Origin of the sequence: Micromonospora zamorensis, assembly GCF_900090275.1 — a bacterium.
Taxonomy (GTDB): domain Bacteria; phylum Actinomycetota; class Actinomycetes; order Mycobacteriales; family Micromonosporaceae; genus Micromonospora; species Micromonospora zamorensis.
This window is the reverse complement of sequence record NZ_LT607755.1, coordinates 3686377-3699362: the sequence shown is the minus strand read 5'-3', so window position 1 is coordinate 3699362 and position 12986 is coordinate 3686377. Positions and strand designations below refer to the sequence as shown.

14 protein-coding genes and 1 riboswitch are annotated in these 12986 nt (G+C 70.9%); of the genes, 6 read left to right on the top strand and 8 right to left on the bottom strand.

The window, feature by feature from the left end:
* Positions 1-20: 20 nt before the first annotated feature.
* Positions 21-650 carry a VOC family protein gene (locus GA0070619_RS16260; protein WP_088948864.1) on the top strand — a complete coding sequence of 210 codons (630 nt, stop codon included), beginning with the start codon at positions 21-23 and terminating at the stop codon, positions 648-650.
* Positions 651-680: 30 nt separating this feature from the next.
* Here GA0070619_RS16260 and GA0070619_RS16255 read toward each other — a convergent pair whose 3' ends face one another.
* The gene (locus GA0070619_RS16255; RefSeq protein ID WP_088948863.1) at positions 681-1289 is read right to left on the bottom strand and encodes a TetR/AcrR family transcriptional regulator; all 609 of its coding nucleotides are present in this window, start codon (positions 1287-1289) and stop codon (positions 681-683) included.
* Positions 1290-1405: 116 nt separating this feature from the next.
* Here GA0070619_RS16255 and GA0070619_RS16250 point away from each other — a divergent pair, with 116 nt between their 5' ends.
* Positions 1406-2416 (top strand): aldo/keto reductase, encoded by a 1011-nt coding sequence (locus GA0070619_RS16250; protein WP_088948862.1) that lies wholly within the window; start codon positions 1406-1408, stop codon positions 2414-2416.
* A gap of 47 nt (positions 2417-2463) precedes the next feature.
* Here the strand turns inward: GA0070619_RS16250 and GA0070619_RS16245 are convergent, their stop codons facing one another.
* Positions 2464-4065, bottom strand: a complete 1602-nt coding sequence (locus tag GA0070619_RS16245) for a helix-turn-helix transcriptional regulator (RefSeq protein WP_088948861.1) — start codon at positions 4063-4065, stop codon at positions 2464-2466.
* A 199-nt stretch (positions 4066-4264) separates the two neighbouring features.
* Here GA0070619_RS16245 and GA0070619_RS16240 point away from each other — a divergent pair, with 199 nt between their 5' ends.
* Positions 4265-4618, top strand: coding sequence for a hypothetical protein (locus tag GA0070619_RS16240; RefSeq protein ID WP_157744019.1), 354 nt, complete (start codon positions 4265-4267; stop codon positions 4616-4618).
* Positions 4619-4631: 13 nt separating this feature from the next.
* A complete protein-coding gene (locus GA0070619_RS16235; RefSeq protein ID WP_088948859.1) occupies positions 4632-5765 on the top strand; it encodes a cupin domain-containing protein in 1134 nt (377 codons plus the stop codon).
* A gap of 64 nt (positions 5766-5829) precedes the next feature.
* Here the strand turns inward: GA0070619_RS16235 and GA0070619_RS16230 are convergent, their stop codons facing one another.
* From GA0070619_RS16230 to GA0070619_RS16215, 4 genes are all read right to left on the bottom strand, one after another.
* The gene (locus GA0070619_RS16230; protein ID WP_088948858.1) at positions 5830-6396 is read right to left on the bottom strand and encodes a copper resistance CopC family protein; all 567 of its coding nucleotides are present in this window, start codon (positions 6394-6396) and stop codon (positions 5830-5832) included.
* Positions 6397-6419: 23 nt separating this feature from the next.
* Positions 6420-7634, bottom strand: a complete 1215-nt coding sequence (locus tag GA0070619_RS16225; RefSeq protein ID WP_414855604.1) for a Dyp-type peroxidase — start codon at positions 7632-7634, stop codon at positions 6420-6422.
* A gap of 23 nt (positions 7635-7657) precedes the next feature.
* Positions 7658-8257 carry a copper chaperone PCu(A)C gene (locus GA0070619_RS16220; RefSeq protein ID WP_088948856.1) on the bottom strand — a complete coding sequence of 200 codons (600 nt, stop codon included), beginning with the start codon at positions 8255-8257 and terminating at the stop codon, positions 7658-7660.
* Positions 8258-8322: 65 nt separating this feature from the next.
* Entirely contained in the window at positions 8323-10221 is a 1899-nt protein-coding gene (locus GA0070619_RS16215) for a copper resistance CopC family protein (RefSeq protein ID WP_088948855.1), read from the bottom strand.
* 131 nt (positions 10222-10352) lie between these two features.
* Positions 10353-10567: riboswitch (cobalamin riboswitch) on the top strand.
* 195 nt (positions 10568-10762) lie between these two features.
* Here GA0070619_RS16215 and GA0070619_RS16210 point away from each other — a divergent pair.
* Positions 10763-11206 carry an acyl-CoA thioesterase gene (locus tag GA0070619_RS16210; RefSeq protein ID WP_371409895.1) on the top strand — a complete coding sequence of 148 codons (444 nt, stop codon included), beginning with the start codon at positions 10763-10765 and terminating at the stop codon, positions 11204-11206.
* 303 nt (positions 11207-11509) lie between these two features.
* Here GA0070619_RS16210 and GA0070619_RS16205 read toward each other — a convergent pair whose 3' ends face one another.
* Positions 11510-12043: a DEAD/DEAH box helicase family protein gene (locus tag GA0070619_RS16205; protein WP_088948853.1), complete on the bottom strand. Its 534-nt coding sequence runs from the start codon at positions 12041-12043 to the stop codon at positions 11510-11512.
* A 152-nt stretch (positions 12044-12195) separates the two neighbouring features.
* Positions 12196-12417 carry a tyrosine-type recombinase/integrase gene (locus tag GA0070619_RS16200; RefSeq protein WP_231927061.1) on the bottom strand — a complete coding sequence of 74 codons (222 nt, stop codon included), beginning with the start codon at positions 12415-12417 and terminating at the stop codon, positions 12196-12198.
* Positions 12418-12578: 161 nt separating this feature from the next.
* Between GA0070619_RS16200 and GA0070619_RS34115 the strand changes: the two genes are divergently transcribed.
* Positions 12579-12836 carry a YrhB domain-containing protein gene (locus GA0070619_RS34115; RefSeq protein ID WP_088948852.1) on the top strand — a complete coding sequence of 86 codons (258 nt, stop codon included), beginning with the start codon at positions 12579-12581 and terminating at the stop codon, positions 12834-12836.
* The last annotated feature ends 150 nt before the right edge of the window (positions 12837-12986 follow it).

Sequence of the window (12986 nt, the reverse complement as noted above, 5' to 3'; positions counted from 1 at the left end):
GGTGATCGGAAGGGGCAGCGATGAGCCCGAAGAGTGCTCAGGGCGACGCGAGCGGCATGTCGGGCGTCGAGGGCGTCGACATGAAGCTGGAGGTGATCGTCATCCCGGTGTCGGACGTCGACCGCGCGAAGACGTTCTACCTACGCCTCGGGTGGCGCCTCGACCAGACGCCGCCGGGCATCGTCCAGCTGACGCCGCACGGTTCCGGGTGCTCCGTGCAGTTCGGCGCCGGGCTCACGCCGGCGGCGCCCGGCTCGGCCATGGCCTACCTGGTCGTGTCCGACATCGAGGCGACCCGCAACGCCCTGGTCTCCGCCGGTGTCGAGGTCGGCGGGGTCTTCCACGTCAGCCCGGCCGGCCCGGTCGACGGGCTGGACCCGGAGCGGCGCAGCTACGTCTCGCGCGCCACGTTCCGCGACCCGGACGGCAACACCTGGCTGATGCAGGAGATCACGAACAGGCTTCCGGGTCGGATCGAGAGTGGGCTGACGTCGTACGGCTCGGCGACCGACCTGGCGAGCGCGATGCGACGCGCGGCTGCCGCCCACGGCGAGCACGAGGAGCGCACCGGCCAGCGGGACGAGAACTGGCCAGACTGGTACGCGGCGTACATGGTCAGCGAGCAGTCGGGGGCCACGCCACCCGAGTGAGCCCCGCGACGCGAGGCGGCGGTCGGCCGGTCAGCGCAGCCCACGGACGAGGTTGTCGACCAGGGTGCGGGCGAAGTCCTCGGTGAGCGGCAGGTCGGGGACGAGGAGCCGGTGGTAGCAGGCGCCCCAGAGTTGGTCGACCACGGACTCGGGGTCGATGTCGGCGCGTAGCTGCCCCCGGGCCATGGCTCGGGTGAGGGCTTCAACGGCGAGGGCCCGGCGGGGGCCCGAGTAGCGCTGCCGATAGGCGTCGGCCAGCTCGGGGTCGGTCTGCGCCTGCGCGATGAGGTGGGCGATGACCCGCCCGGCGGGGGTGTCGCGCACGAGGTGGACGAAGGCGACAAGCTGGTTGGTCAGGTCGGCGACGATGTCGGCGGTGTCGGTGAAGGCCAGCGTGGGCGCGACGACGGTGAAGTAGCCGTCCAGGGCGAGTGCCCCCTTGGAGGGCCACCACTTGTAGATCGTCATCCGGCTCGCCCCGGCCTGGGCGGCGACCTTCTCGATGGTGAAGCCGGCCATGCCCTCGGCCAGCAGCAGATCACCGGCGGCCGTGAGGATCTCCGCGCGTACCTGGTCGGCGGGTCGGCGGCCACGGCCACGCCGGGGTGGCGTGTTCGCGTCCGGGGTGAGCTGGGCCACTGGTCCCTCCGGTTATATGGACAGAGTGTCTTCGTGCTGTTTATATGGACACAGCGTACACAACGGTGCCCCGACAGCAGGACGCACCGCGACGACGACCGAAGGAGACGAGGAACATGACGGGTCTACGACGGCGACAGTTGGGTGCCTCCGGGCCGGAAGTGTCGATCATCGGCCTCGGCGCGATGGGCATGTCGGACCTGTACGGGCCGGCCGACGAGGCGGAGAGCATCGCGACCCTGCACGCGGCGATCGACGCCGGTGTGAACCTGGTCGACACCGCCGACTTCTACGGGTCGGGCCACAACGAGATGCTGATCGGCCGGGTGCTGCGGGAGCGCCGCCGGGAGGAGCTGGTGATCAGCGTCAAGTTCGGCGCGCGCCGGACACCGGACGGCGGGTTCCAGGCGGCACCGTACGACGTGTCGGCGGCGGCGGTGAAGGACCGGCTGGCGTACTCGCTGCGCCGGTTGGGCACCGACTACATCGACATCTACCGGCCGTCGCGACTGAACCCGCAGGTGCCGGTCGAGGAGACCGTGGGCGCCCTGCTCGACATGCAACAGGCCGGCTACATCCGGCACATCGGGCTCTCCGAGGTGAGCGCGGACAGCATCCGTCGGGCCGCCGCCGTGGCACCGATCAGTGACGTCCAGATCGAGTACTCGCTGCTGTCGCGTGGCCCGGAGGCCACGATCCTGCCGGCGCTGCGCGAGCTGGGCATCGGCCTGACCGCCTACGGTGTGCTGTCCCGAGGTCTGCTCAGCGGGCACTGGTCGGCCGACCGTGAGCTGACCGGCACGGACTTCCGGGCGAACAGCCCACGGTTCCAGGGCGAGCACCTGGCCGCGAACCTGCGCCTCGTGGACGCGCTCGGCCGGGTCGCCCAGCGGCTGGGGGCGACCACGAGTCAGGTGGCGATCGCCTGGGTCGCCGCGCAGGGCGAGCAGATCGTGCCACTGGTCGGCGCGCGGCGGCGGGATCGGCTGGCCGAGTCGTTGGCCGCAGCCGACCTGACGCTGGATCAGGAGACGTTGGACGAGATCGAGCGTGCCGTGCCGGCCGGTGCTGCCTCCGGCCAGCGGTACGCGGCGCCGATGATGGACCTGCTCGACAGCGAGAAGTGACGGCCACGTCAGGGAGTTGACCGCCAGACCGTCGGATGGCTCGGTCATCAGCCGATTGTCGACCTGTACCGGTCCCAGGCTCGCACCAGCTGCATCCGGTTGTTGATACCCAGCTTGTGGTAGATGGACCGGAGCTGGGTGTCCACCGTGTGGAACGAGACGAAGAGGTGCCCGGCCGCCTCCTTCTTGGTGGCACCGGCGGCGAGCATCTCGGCCACCCGCTCCTCGGCGGGCGTGAGCGCGTCGATGCCCGTGCGGGGCGACTCGTCGACCGACGACCGACGGCGTGGGGTGGCCGCGAGTTCGGCGCATCTCCGGTCGGCGGTCGCCTGGTCGCCCGGCGCGCCGATGCGGGCGTAGAGGGCAGCCGCCTCGTGCGCGGCGTCCCACGCCTCGGTCGGATGCAGCCGGGGGCTGTTGGCGAGGTCGAGCAACGCGTCGGCCAGGGCCGGCCACGCGGTGGTGGTGCGCAGCCCGGCGATCGCCGAGCGGAGTGCGTCGGGGTCGCGATCGAGCAGCCCTCTGGTCTGGTCCGCCAGTGCCTGCCACAGCGGGACCGGAGTCCGTGTGGCCACCAGTGCGACAAGTTCGGTGACCCGGCGCGCGGCCTGCGTGTCGCCAGCGGCCACTGCCACGCGGACCAGGCGGGGGCCGAACTGCGGCACCGGCAGGAGCGACCGCACCGACCGGTGCAGGTCGGCGACGATGCTGTTGAGGAGGCTCGACGGCTCGCTGAGGGCCGGATCGCGGACGGCGACGCAGAAGGCGGGAGTCCACACCGTACTGTCCGGCCACCGTCTCCGGGTCAGGCAGGCACGAAGGACGGCGCGCGCCGCGTGGTGATCGCCCCGGCGGTGGTGCACCTCCGCGATGACCGTGACCAGCAGGGCACGTGTCTCCTGGCTGATGTCCACCGAATCGGATCCGAGCCTGGTGGCCGCGAGGGCGGCAGCCTCGGGCAACTCGCCCACCGCGACCATGCGCAGGCAGTCCAGGGCGGTCAGGGTGCCGCTCAGCGGCGTACCGGTCGAGGTGGTGTCGTCGAAGGCCTGACCGATCGCCGTCCGGGCATCCTGGTGCCGACCGAGACCGAGCTGCACCAGGATTCCTTCGGCTCGGACCGAGGTGGCGTCCCGTCGGGCCGCCCTGGCGTCCGGGTCCATGGCCGTCAGGACGGCGTGCGCGCCGGGCAGATCTCCGTGCGACAGCGCGCGGGCGGCCCGGCCGAGAGCGAGGTGGCGGGCGGAAGACCGGTCGCCCGATGTGGCGTGCGCGGTGCCCGCCTCGCGCAGCAGGGCGTCGGCGTCCGGATGTCCGGTGCGGGCAGCGATGGTGGCGACGACGGCGAGCAGAGTGGCTCGGCTGGGGCCGTCCAGCCGTTGGTTCAGCGACTCCCGTAGGCCCGCGAGGGCGATCGACGGAGGCTCCAGCGCCGCGATCTGTGCCAGGCGACCGAGCAGCAGGGCACGGTGTCGCTCACCGCGGCCATTCGCGGCGATCTCCACCGCGAGGACGCGCAGGGCAGCCTGGCCGCGCCCGTCGAGCCGGAGCTGATCCGCCGCGGCGAACAGCCACCGTTGTCGTTGCTCGGCGTCGGCGGCGATGTCGTCAGCCGGGATCGCTCCGGCGTTGAAGGATGATTCGGACAATGGCGTTCTCCCCGGTGGTTACCCGGCGCGTCGAAATGCCGTCCTGCGACCGAGCCTAGCCATGGCGGCAGAGGCGGGCGACCAGATCGACGAACCGGCGCGATTGCGCCGAATGGCCCACGACGTCCCGGATTTGGCGTGCCGTAATGGCGCGATCACGTGATGCGACGGCGCCGCACCGGCCCCGATCATCGAAAGCATGGCTCACTCCACGTCGCCCCTCGATGGTTGGCTGCCGAGCAGCGCAACGGGTCGGCCCGACTGCTGTTCGACAGCCAACGATCGGGGCGAGCAGCCGGGGCGGCCCGGGCTTCCGGGCGTGCACCGGCTCCGGGTCGTACTGCTGGCTCTCGTCGTGTTCGCCAGCACCGGGGCGGGTGGCCACGCTCCGCCGTGGACCCGCCTGGTGGTGGTGGCGACCGCGGTGGCGGTTCCTGCCGCGATCACGGTCCAGTACGGGTGGTCCTCGGTGCGCACCCTGCTGGGGCTGCCGTCCCGGCCACGCCTGCGAGGCGGATCCGTGTCCGCGCCCAACCCGGCCCAACCGGAGTGAGGAGACAGCGATCATGGCGAACAGCGATCCCCAGCCGCGACGCGGCGACCAGGGCGGCCCGCCCATCCCCGGCCGCAACATCGCACTTGAGCGGCAGAACCCCGACCTGGTGGTGCCGCCGACGACCGACAGTCGACTGGTGCCCAACCTGAAGTTCTCGTTCTCCCAGGCGCACACCCGGGTGGAGAAGGGTGGCTGGACCCGCGAGGTCACCGCCCGGGATCTGCCGATCGCCACCCAGATGGCCGGCGTCCAATTCGGTCTGGAGCCGGGCGGATACCGCGAGATCCACTGGCACCAGCAGTCGGAGTGGGCGTACATGCTCAGCGGCAGTTGCCGGATCAGCGCGGTCGACCACGAGGGACGCAACTTCATCGAGGACGTGAAGGCGGGCGACCTGTGGTTCTTTCCGCAGGGTGTGCCGCACAACATCCAGGCGCTGGACGAGGGCGCGCAGTTCCTGCTCGTCTTCAACGACGGGGCGTTCTCGGAGAACAACACCTTCCTGCTCAGCGACTTCTTCGCCCACACGCCCCGGCACGTCCTGGCCAAGAACTTCGGCTGGACGATGGAACAGATGGAGAACCTGCCCGAGCGGGAGAAGTACATCTTCCAGGGCGACGTGCCGCCGCCCCTGCAACAGGACCGGGTGATCAGCCCCACCGGTGACATCCCGCGCAGCTTCAAACACCGGATGACCGCCCAGACCCCGCAACGCTTCCGCGGCGGGACGGTACGGGTCACCGACTCGACCAACTTCGCCGCGTCCGTGACCACCGCCGCCGCCCTCGTCGAGGTCGAGCCCGGGGGAATGCGCGAACTGCACTGGCATCCCACCACCGACGAGTGGCAGTACTACATCTCCGGCACCGGTCGGATGGGCGTCTTCGCGGCCCAGGCCGCCGCCCGGACGTTCGACTTCCAGGCCGGCGACGTGGGCTACGTGCCGTTCGCGTACGGGCACTACATCGAGAACACCGGCGACGAACCGCTGGTGTTCCTGGAGATGTTCCGGCACCCGCGCTTCGAGGACATCTCGGTGATGCAGTGGATGGCCAACACGCCCCACGAGATCATCGCGGACACGATCAACGTGCAGAAGTCGATGGTCGACGCCTTGCCGACCACAAAGCAGACGGTGGTCTGACCACTGTGACCGGCCCTCGCGGATCAGCTTCCGACGGGTGCCGGAGAGGCGAGAGCGGGTCGGGTCAGCGACGGGCGGCCCGCCGCCACAGCAGCCCAGCCGCCACCACGACGAGAGCGGCCAGCGCGGCACCCGCGACGAGTACGCCGGCACCCGGGCCGCCGTCGGTCGGCACCGCGGCGACGGCGGACGGGGCAGCGGCCGACGTACCGGGGTCGGCGACCGGCGCGGCGCTGGACGCCGGGTCGGCCACCGTGAACGGGTACGACCCCTGGACCGGGTGCCCGTCGGCGGAGACGACCCGGTAGGCGACCGTGTACGTCCCGTTCGGCAGTGGGTCGGTCACCTGGACCGTGCTCTTCGCCCCGACGACCACCGGGTCACCGGTGGCGAGCTTCCGCCTGGCAGCGTCGGTGAGCACGATGGTGGTGAAGGTGGGGTCGAGCCGCTGCATGAATTCGAGGGTGACCTCGGTCGGTGGGCTCGGCACTGTCGCTTCCCGGGCCGGCGTCGCCGACTTGAGCGAGTTGTGCGCCCAAGCCGGGGCAGCCGGGACGAGCAGTGCCACGACGACGGCGAGCACCGCCGCGCCGAGCCGGACGGCGGTGCGACGGGACGGCGGCACGGTCATGGCGAGTCTCCGGTTGGCGGGGGTCATCCGAGCACCTGCTCGCCGATCCAACCGTCCGGTGGACATCCGGGTGGGATGGCGAAGACGGCGGACCCGATCGGCGTGGTCCATTCGTTGAGCAGGTCCCGGTCGGCCAGCCGGCGTTGGATGGGCAGGAACTGCCTGGCGATGTCGGCCTGGTACGAGGTGAAGACCAACCCGCTGTCGGCGTGGCCCTCGGCTGTCGGCACCCCGTCGTAGTTGTAGGGCCGGCGCAGGATCTTCAGCCGGTCGTCGGTGACATGCGCCCGGGTGAGGTGCGAGAAGTCGGGGATGACGGTGAGCCCGTCGGGGCCGGTGGCGGCGAAGTCCGGCTCGTCGTGCTCGGCGGTGCCGGTGAGGGGAGCGCCGGTGTCGAGCCGCCGCCCGACGGCGAGCTCGCGATCGGCACGGCCGAGCAGGTCCCAGGTCTCCATGTTCATGCTGATGCGCCGCACCACCAGCGTGGTGCTGTCGCGCAGCCACGCTGGGCCGTCCGGCACCCAGAGGGCGGTGTCCAGCGGTGTGCCGGGCCGGGGGTTGGCGGTGCCGTCGAGCTGGCCGAACAGGTTGCGTTGGGTGTGGCCGCCCGGCTCGACGCCGGGGCTGCGCCGGAAACCCTGCTGGATCCAGCGGACGGTGGCGAAGGGCCGACTGTCTTTGATCAGGACTCGTTGGGCGTGGGCGACGGTGATCGCGTCGTCCGCGCAGATCTGCAACAGCAGATCACCGCCGGACCAGGCCGGCTGGAGCCGGTCGACGCGGAACGACGGCAGGTCGACCACCGAGGCCGGCCGCCGGTCGTCGACGCCGGCGGCCCGGTACAGGCCGGGCCCGAAGCCGAAGGTCACCGTCAGTCGCGCCGGTAGCAGCCCGAGTTCGGACTCGGTGTCGGCCAGGGCGGGTTGGCCCCGGGTGAGCCGGGCCGCGTCGTCGGTGAGCAGCCGCAGCATCCGGCCCAACGCGCTCCGGTCGGTTCCGGCCCGCAGGGTCAACGCGACGAATGCCGCGTGCGCCTGCGGTTCGGTGGCCACCCCGGCCTGCCGGGCGCCGTGGAACGGCTCGACCAGGCCGCCGACGGTCGACGCCAGCGTCGTGTCGGCAGCGGTCGCCGGAGGTGCTCCGGTCTGCCCGGCGCGGGTCGCGGCGATCGCGGCCCCGCCGGCCACGGCACCACCGACGGCGAGAGCCCCGCCGGTGAGCAGGCCGCGCCTGCTCACCGGCCGGACGGGTGCCGTCCCGGTCACGATGCCGGGCTCATGCTCATCCCCGGCGTAGCGCTCATGCCGGGCATGGGCTCGCCGTGCCCGGGGGCGTAGCTCTCCTGCGCGCCGGTGAACGGCTTGGCCACCGCGCGGAACTGCTGGGTCCTGCCGTCGGCGAAGGTCAGGGTGAAGGTCAACTCGTCGCCGGCCTGGACGGGCCTGGTGAGGCTCATCAGCATGAGGTGGTCGCCACCGGGCTCCAGCGCGTGCGTGCCTTTGGCCTTGATCACGATGCCGCCCTGCTTCTGCCGCATGACCATCCTGCCGTCCTTCATGGCCATCTCGTGCAGCTCCATCGACGACACCGAGGTCGTGGCACTGGTCAGCGTGACATCGCTGTCGCCGTCGTTGACCAGGGTCCCGAAGGCCGCCGTCATCCCCTTGTCGGCCGCCTTGACCCACGGGTCACGAATGCCGATCACACCGGCGTCCGGGTTGGCCGAGGCCGACACGGACGGGCTCGGCTGCGCCGCCGACGGAGAGTCGGACGAGCCACAACCGGCGGCGCCCACCGCCAGGATGGCGGCGGTGAGGACGGTGGCCGAGCGGCGTGAACCGAGCGGGCTGGTGGTGCGCATGTGTTCTTCCTCCGATGATTGCTGCTGGCTGGATGGTCGGCCGCAGCAGGGAGAAAGTTCCGGTCTCAGGGCACGTTGATCGTGAACTCGGCGGTGTGCACCTTGCCGGCGACCTGGAAGTCGAAGAACGCCCGGTACCGGCCCGAACTCGGCGCGGTCAGCCAGAACTTGACCGACCCGTCGACCAGCTCCGGCTCGGGGTGGACATGCACGTACCCGAGGTCGCCCTCGCGGACGACGACCAGGTGCCCGTACGCGCCCAGGTACGGCTCCAACTGCACCGGCGTGGTCGGAGCGCCGCTGACCTGGAAGTGGATCGGTGCCGTCACCCCCACCGTCGGGGTGCCGTTCATCGACACCGCGTACGGCCCGGCCGTCGTCTCGGCCTGCGCCGGCGGCAGCGCGGTCGGGGTGTGCGCGCCGGGCACGGTGTGGTCGACACCCAGCACGAGAGGGACCTGCGTGCCGTTGGTCGCGGTGACGGAGAAGTCCGCGTAGACGCGGTAGCCGCCGGGCCGGGCCAGCGTCACAGGGACGCTCCAGGTGCCGTCCGGCGCCATCGTCGGGTGCAGGTGCTGGTAGCCGGACAGGTCGCGGCCCACCACGATCAGGTGCAACGGCTTGTCGTGGACGACAGCGAAACGCGTCGCCGGCTGCCGGTCGGTCCCGACGATGCGGAAACGGTAGTCCGCGCGTACACCAGGTGGTTGGGACCGCTCCAGCGGTTGCAGGGTGTACCCACCGGCGCTGACCGTCGTCCCGGTCGCCAGCGTCTCGCCCGTCGCGCCGTCACCGCGATGCGTGTGCGGCCCGGTGCCCGCAGGGTGTTGGTGCCCGTCGGTCGCGGACTCCGCCTGCCCTGCGGCGGGCGGACGGGCGGTGCCGCCCGCCGGGCTCTCGTCGCCGGTCCCGATGCGAGCCAACCCGAACCCGGCCAGCAGGGCGATCACCAGCCCACCAACCAGCAGCGCCAGGTGGGTGTTGCTCAGCCGGGACCCAGGTGTCACGGCGGCGAGGTCCGTGTCGGGCCGTGGGCCCGGGTCGACCGTCGCCGCGCCGACCGTGCCACCGTTGGCCCTGCCCCCGCCGACCTTGCGGCCGCTGGGCTTGGCACCGACGGTCCGGCCGGCGCCGGTCCTGGTCGTCGAACGGGCGCCGCCGCCGCGTCGGCCGGAGTTCGCCGACGAGGTACGGCCCCGGCCGGTGGGTCTGCCGGTGGAAGCCGATCGGCGACGCCAGACGACGAATCCTGCCACCGCCCCGGCCGCCGCGACCGCCACCACCCAGCCGATCCAGGCCAGTGCCCCCGAGTCGCTCTCCTCGGTCGACCCGGTCGGCGGGGCCGCCGCAGCCGCGGACGGCGGGGCCACGGACTCGACTGCGGTGGTCGGCACCGCCGATCCCTGCCCGGATGATCCGTGCTGCTCGGTGGCGGCCACCAGCGCCGGGTCCGGCTGGGTCGACGGCGCACTCCACCCCTGCGGCGCTGCCGTCACCCGCCCGTTGTAGCGGAAGGTCAACGTGCCCCGCACGGTGTCGCCGTCCGAGGCCACCGACAGGTAGCTCACCGAGTACTGGCCCTTGGCCGGCAGGTGGGAGACGGGCACCACCGCGGGGAACCCCGTCGTGTACTCCCGTGGCTCGAACTGCCCGTTGACCAGGAAGTATTCCCGCACCGGCTTGTCCAGCGGCTTCGGCTCCCCGTACGACCAGCCGTTGTCGACCCGGACGCCGCCCGGGGCGGTGATCGTGAAGAACGCGTTGGCGGCGGCCTTCTCGGTGAAGTAGAGCTGTACCGACGTCAACGGCTCGTTCACCGTGGCGCCGCTCTCCGGAGTGGACATGGCGAGAGTCCCGTGAGCTGCGGCGGGTTGGGCGGACGCGAGGAGGGCGACCGCCGAGGCGAGGAGGAACGCGAGGAGGCCCGAGACCACCCGCCCGCAAGTCTGAGGGAGACGACGCATTTGAATATCCTCACCGCCTTGAGACTTTTTTCAAGAGGTGGCGATCTTTTTCCTCAGATGGCAAAAGTTGATGACGAGGACGCCGCGCGGCCGCGGTACGACGCGCCAGGCGGGCGGATTCCCTGGCCAGCTATGCTGCCGGCGGCGCTGGTTCGCCCCGTCGTGACCGACTGGGCGTCGTAAGAGGGAACCCGGTGGAAATCCGGGGCTGCCCCGCAGCGGTGAGTGGGAACGACCGCCGTCATCAGCACTGGGCCAGCAGGCCTGGGAAGCGACGGCCAGTAGGGGACCGGCGCGACCGGTCAGGCCCGCGAGTCCGAAGACCTGCCGGCGCCGCGTACACAACCGTGTGCGCTGCCGTCGGCCTCGTGGGTGGGCTGAGCGGGTGACGGGCCGTGCGTGTGGCGCGGGCGCGTCCTCGTCAGCGTGTGCCCGCGACCCGGCGGTGTGGTTTCCCGAGGGACGGACTACCGCTGTGCACGACACCACCACGATCGCCGGCCGAGCGCCGTCGGCGTCGCACCTGACCCTGTCGCAGATCATGGACCAGCACCACACCAACCTGATGGGTACGGTGCACGGCGGCCGGATCCTCAACCTCATCGACTCCGTCGCCGGTGTGGTCGCCGCACGGCACTCCGACGGGCCGGCGGTGACCGCCGCCATCGACGAGACGGCGTTCCTGCGCGCGGTGCGGGTCGGCGACGTCGTGCACGTCGACGCCCGGATCACCTGGGCCGGCCGCAGCTCGATGGAGGTGGCCGTCAAGGTGACCGCCGACCGGTGGGACCGGGCGGTGCCGCCCACCGACGTGGCCACCGCCCACCTGGTCATGGTCGCCATCGACGACGACGGTCAGCCTCGTACGGTGCCGCCGCTGCTGCCGGAGACCGACGGGGACCGGCGACGGTACCGGGAGGCGGAGATCCGCCGGGAGCACCGCCTGGCGCTACGGCGCGCGCTGCTCGACGGCGCCGAGGGCTGAGAAGCGCTCGGTCCGCCCGTTGCGGCGCTGACCGGTCCGAGTAGCCCTGCGCGTGAGCGTCGTTAGGTCACTGCAGCTCAGGAAGGAGGCCGCATAAGTTCGCCGATCGAAGGCCCACGGGCTTGACCGTACCCGGAGGCTTTGCGTCGAGATCAGCTCACACCAAAGCGGCCGGCGTGTCCGATGCAGCGGTCAACATCAGCCAGCACCGATACCCCTACGGCGTTGACCTGAACGCTCCGTGCCTGTCTGCTGGCTGGCGCAATTATCCAGAGTGCCAATCAGCGCGATTCCAAGCCGAGGTTAGGCACCTGAGCTTTCCCCGGTAGCTCGGAGGACGATCTGCGCGGCGGCCTGGGCGGGAGACAGGTGCGTGGTGTCGATGACCTCGGCCTCGGCATGCAGCCACGTGCGGGCCGCGTCGGCGTAGGGCTCGAGGTACTTGAGACGGAACGCAGACGGAACGCGGTGTTCTCCCTCGATACGTCCGCGGAGGGTGTCTTCGTCAGCGTGAAGGACGAAGTGCCTTACCGGGATGGCATGTTGGGCGAGGCCCGTACTGATTTCGCGCCAGTACTGCTCGACCAGGACAGTCATGGGTATCACCAACGTGCCGCCGGTGTAGTCGAGCACGCGGCGGGCGGTCTCGACGACGAGTTGCCGCCACGGCGGCCAGTGCTGGAAGTTGTCAGTCTCGGGTAGTCCCGGCGTGATGGTCATGAGCATCTCGCCGACCTTTTCGGCGTCGAATACCCGTGAGTCCGGGATCAGTTGCTGCACGAGCGAGCTGGTCGTCGTCTTGCCGGCGCGGTGGGTGCCGTTGAGCCATACGATCACGGGACACATTAACGCGGGTGAGCAACCGGACGACCTGCCCAGGACTTGTAAGCGAGATGTCGCCGGTTCGATCCCGGCCGGAGGGCTCCAATTCCATGAGGCTTCTCGTGACCGGCTCCGCCCTGGGTCGACCGGTTGACACGCAAGAGGACTCACGAGAGCCTGACGCACGCGTCGAGGGTGGCGCGAGCGTAGACCTTGAACGGGATCTTCACGTCGGCGTGCCGGGCGATGGCCTGAACGACGTGCGGCGGTGAGCCCAGCTCCATCAGTAGCGAGACCACGGTGTGCCGCAGGCCGTGGAGGCGGACACCAGGCAGGCCGGCGGTTTCCCGGAGTCGGGCGAAAGAGTGGCTAAGGTTGGTGGGCTCCATCGGAGTGCCCCCCCGCTCCGAGGGAGACATGAGATCGCGGTCGCCCCCACACCTCGGCGAGGGCGGCTCGCTCCCGGTTCTGCACGTCGTCCCCGCGTTAAGGTCGCGAGCATGACCGATGAAGAGGCTCGGAGATCGCATCTGCCTTCCTCGCTGACCGCATGGACGAGATCCGTAGCGGTGAATGGGTGATCACCGGTGTGCAGGAGCACAGGGCTGCGTGGTCCGTGAGCTACCAGTCCCGCGCCTTCGTCGAGTCAGGCCGGATCTCCGATGCGTTGGTCGGCAACGGGCCTGCGGTCGTGCCCAAGTCGGGCGCGGACCCATGGCTGTCCTGGTCCGGTCGCCGGTGGAAGAGCAGATCGCCGAGGGTCGGCCTATCCTCGGCTGAACGCATGACGTGCCGCGATCCGCGCTGACGTCGCTCAGTTGGCGGACGACTGTTGAACGTCAGCCGACGGGAGGACAGCCGACTGAAGGCTGTTCTGCCGGCCGTGTCGGCGGCTGCCGGCAAATGTCGGGTCTCAGGACGTGCGTGACAGATCAGTCTCGGGACGTGGGTGACACCT

Coding starts and splice junctions, on each gene's coding strand:
- GA0070619_RS16260 (WP_088948864.1), top strand. CDS start 21: ATGAGCCCGAAGAGTGCTCAGGGCGACGCGAGCGGCATGTCGGGCGTC.
- GA0070619_RS16250 (WP_088948862.1), top strand. CDS start 1,406: ATGACGGGTCTACGACGGCGACAGTTGGGTGCCTCCGGGCCGGAAGTG.
- GA0070619_RS16240 (WP_157744019.1), top strand. CDS start 4,265: ATGGCTCACTCCACGTCGCCCCTCGATGGTTGGCTGCCGAGCAGCGCA.
- GA0070619_RS16235 (WP_088948859.1), top strand. CDS start 4,632: ATGGCGAACAGCGATCCCCAGCCGCGACGCGGCGACCAGGGCGGCCCG.
- GA0070619_RS16230 (WP_088948858.1), bottom strand. CDS start 6,396: ATGACCGTGCCGCCGTCCCGTCGCACCGCCGTCCGGCTCGGCGCGGCG.
- GA0070619_RS16220 (WP_088948856.1), bottom strand. CDS start 8,257: ATGCGCACCACCAGCCCGCTCGGTTCACGCCGCTCGGCCACCGTCCTC.
- GA0070619_RS16215 (WP_088948855.1), bottom strand. CDS start 10,221: ATGCGTCGTCTCCCTCAGACTTGCGGGCGGGTGGTCTCGGGCCTCCTC.
- GA0070619_RS16210 (WP_371409895.1), top strand. CDS start 10,763: ATGGACCAGCACCACACCAACCTGATGGGTACGGTGCACGGCGGCCGG.
- GA0070619_RS16200 (WP_231927061.1), bottom strand. CDS start 12,417: ATGGAGCCCACCAACCTTAGCCACTCTTTCGCCCGACTCCGGGAAACC.
- GA0070619_RS34115 (WP_088948852.1), top strand. CDS start 12,579: ATGGACGAGATCCGTAGCGGTGAATGGGTGATCACCGGTGTGCAGGAG.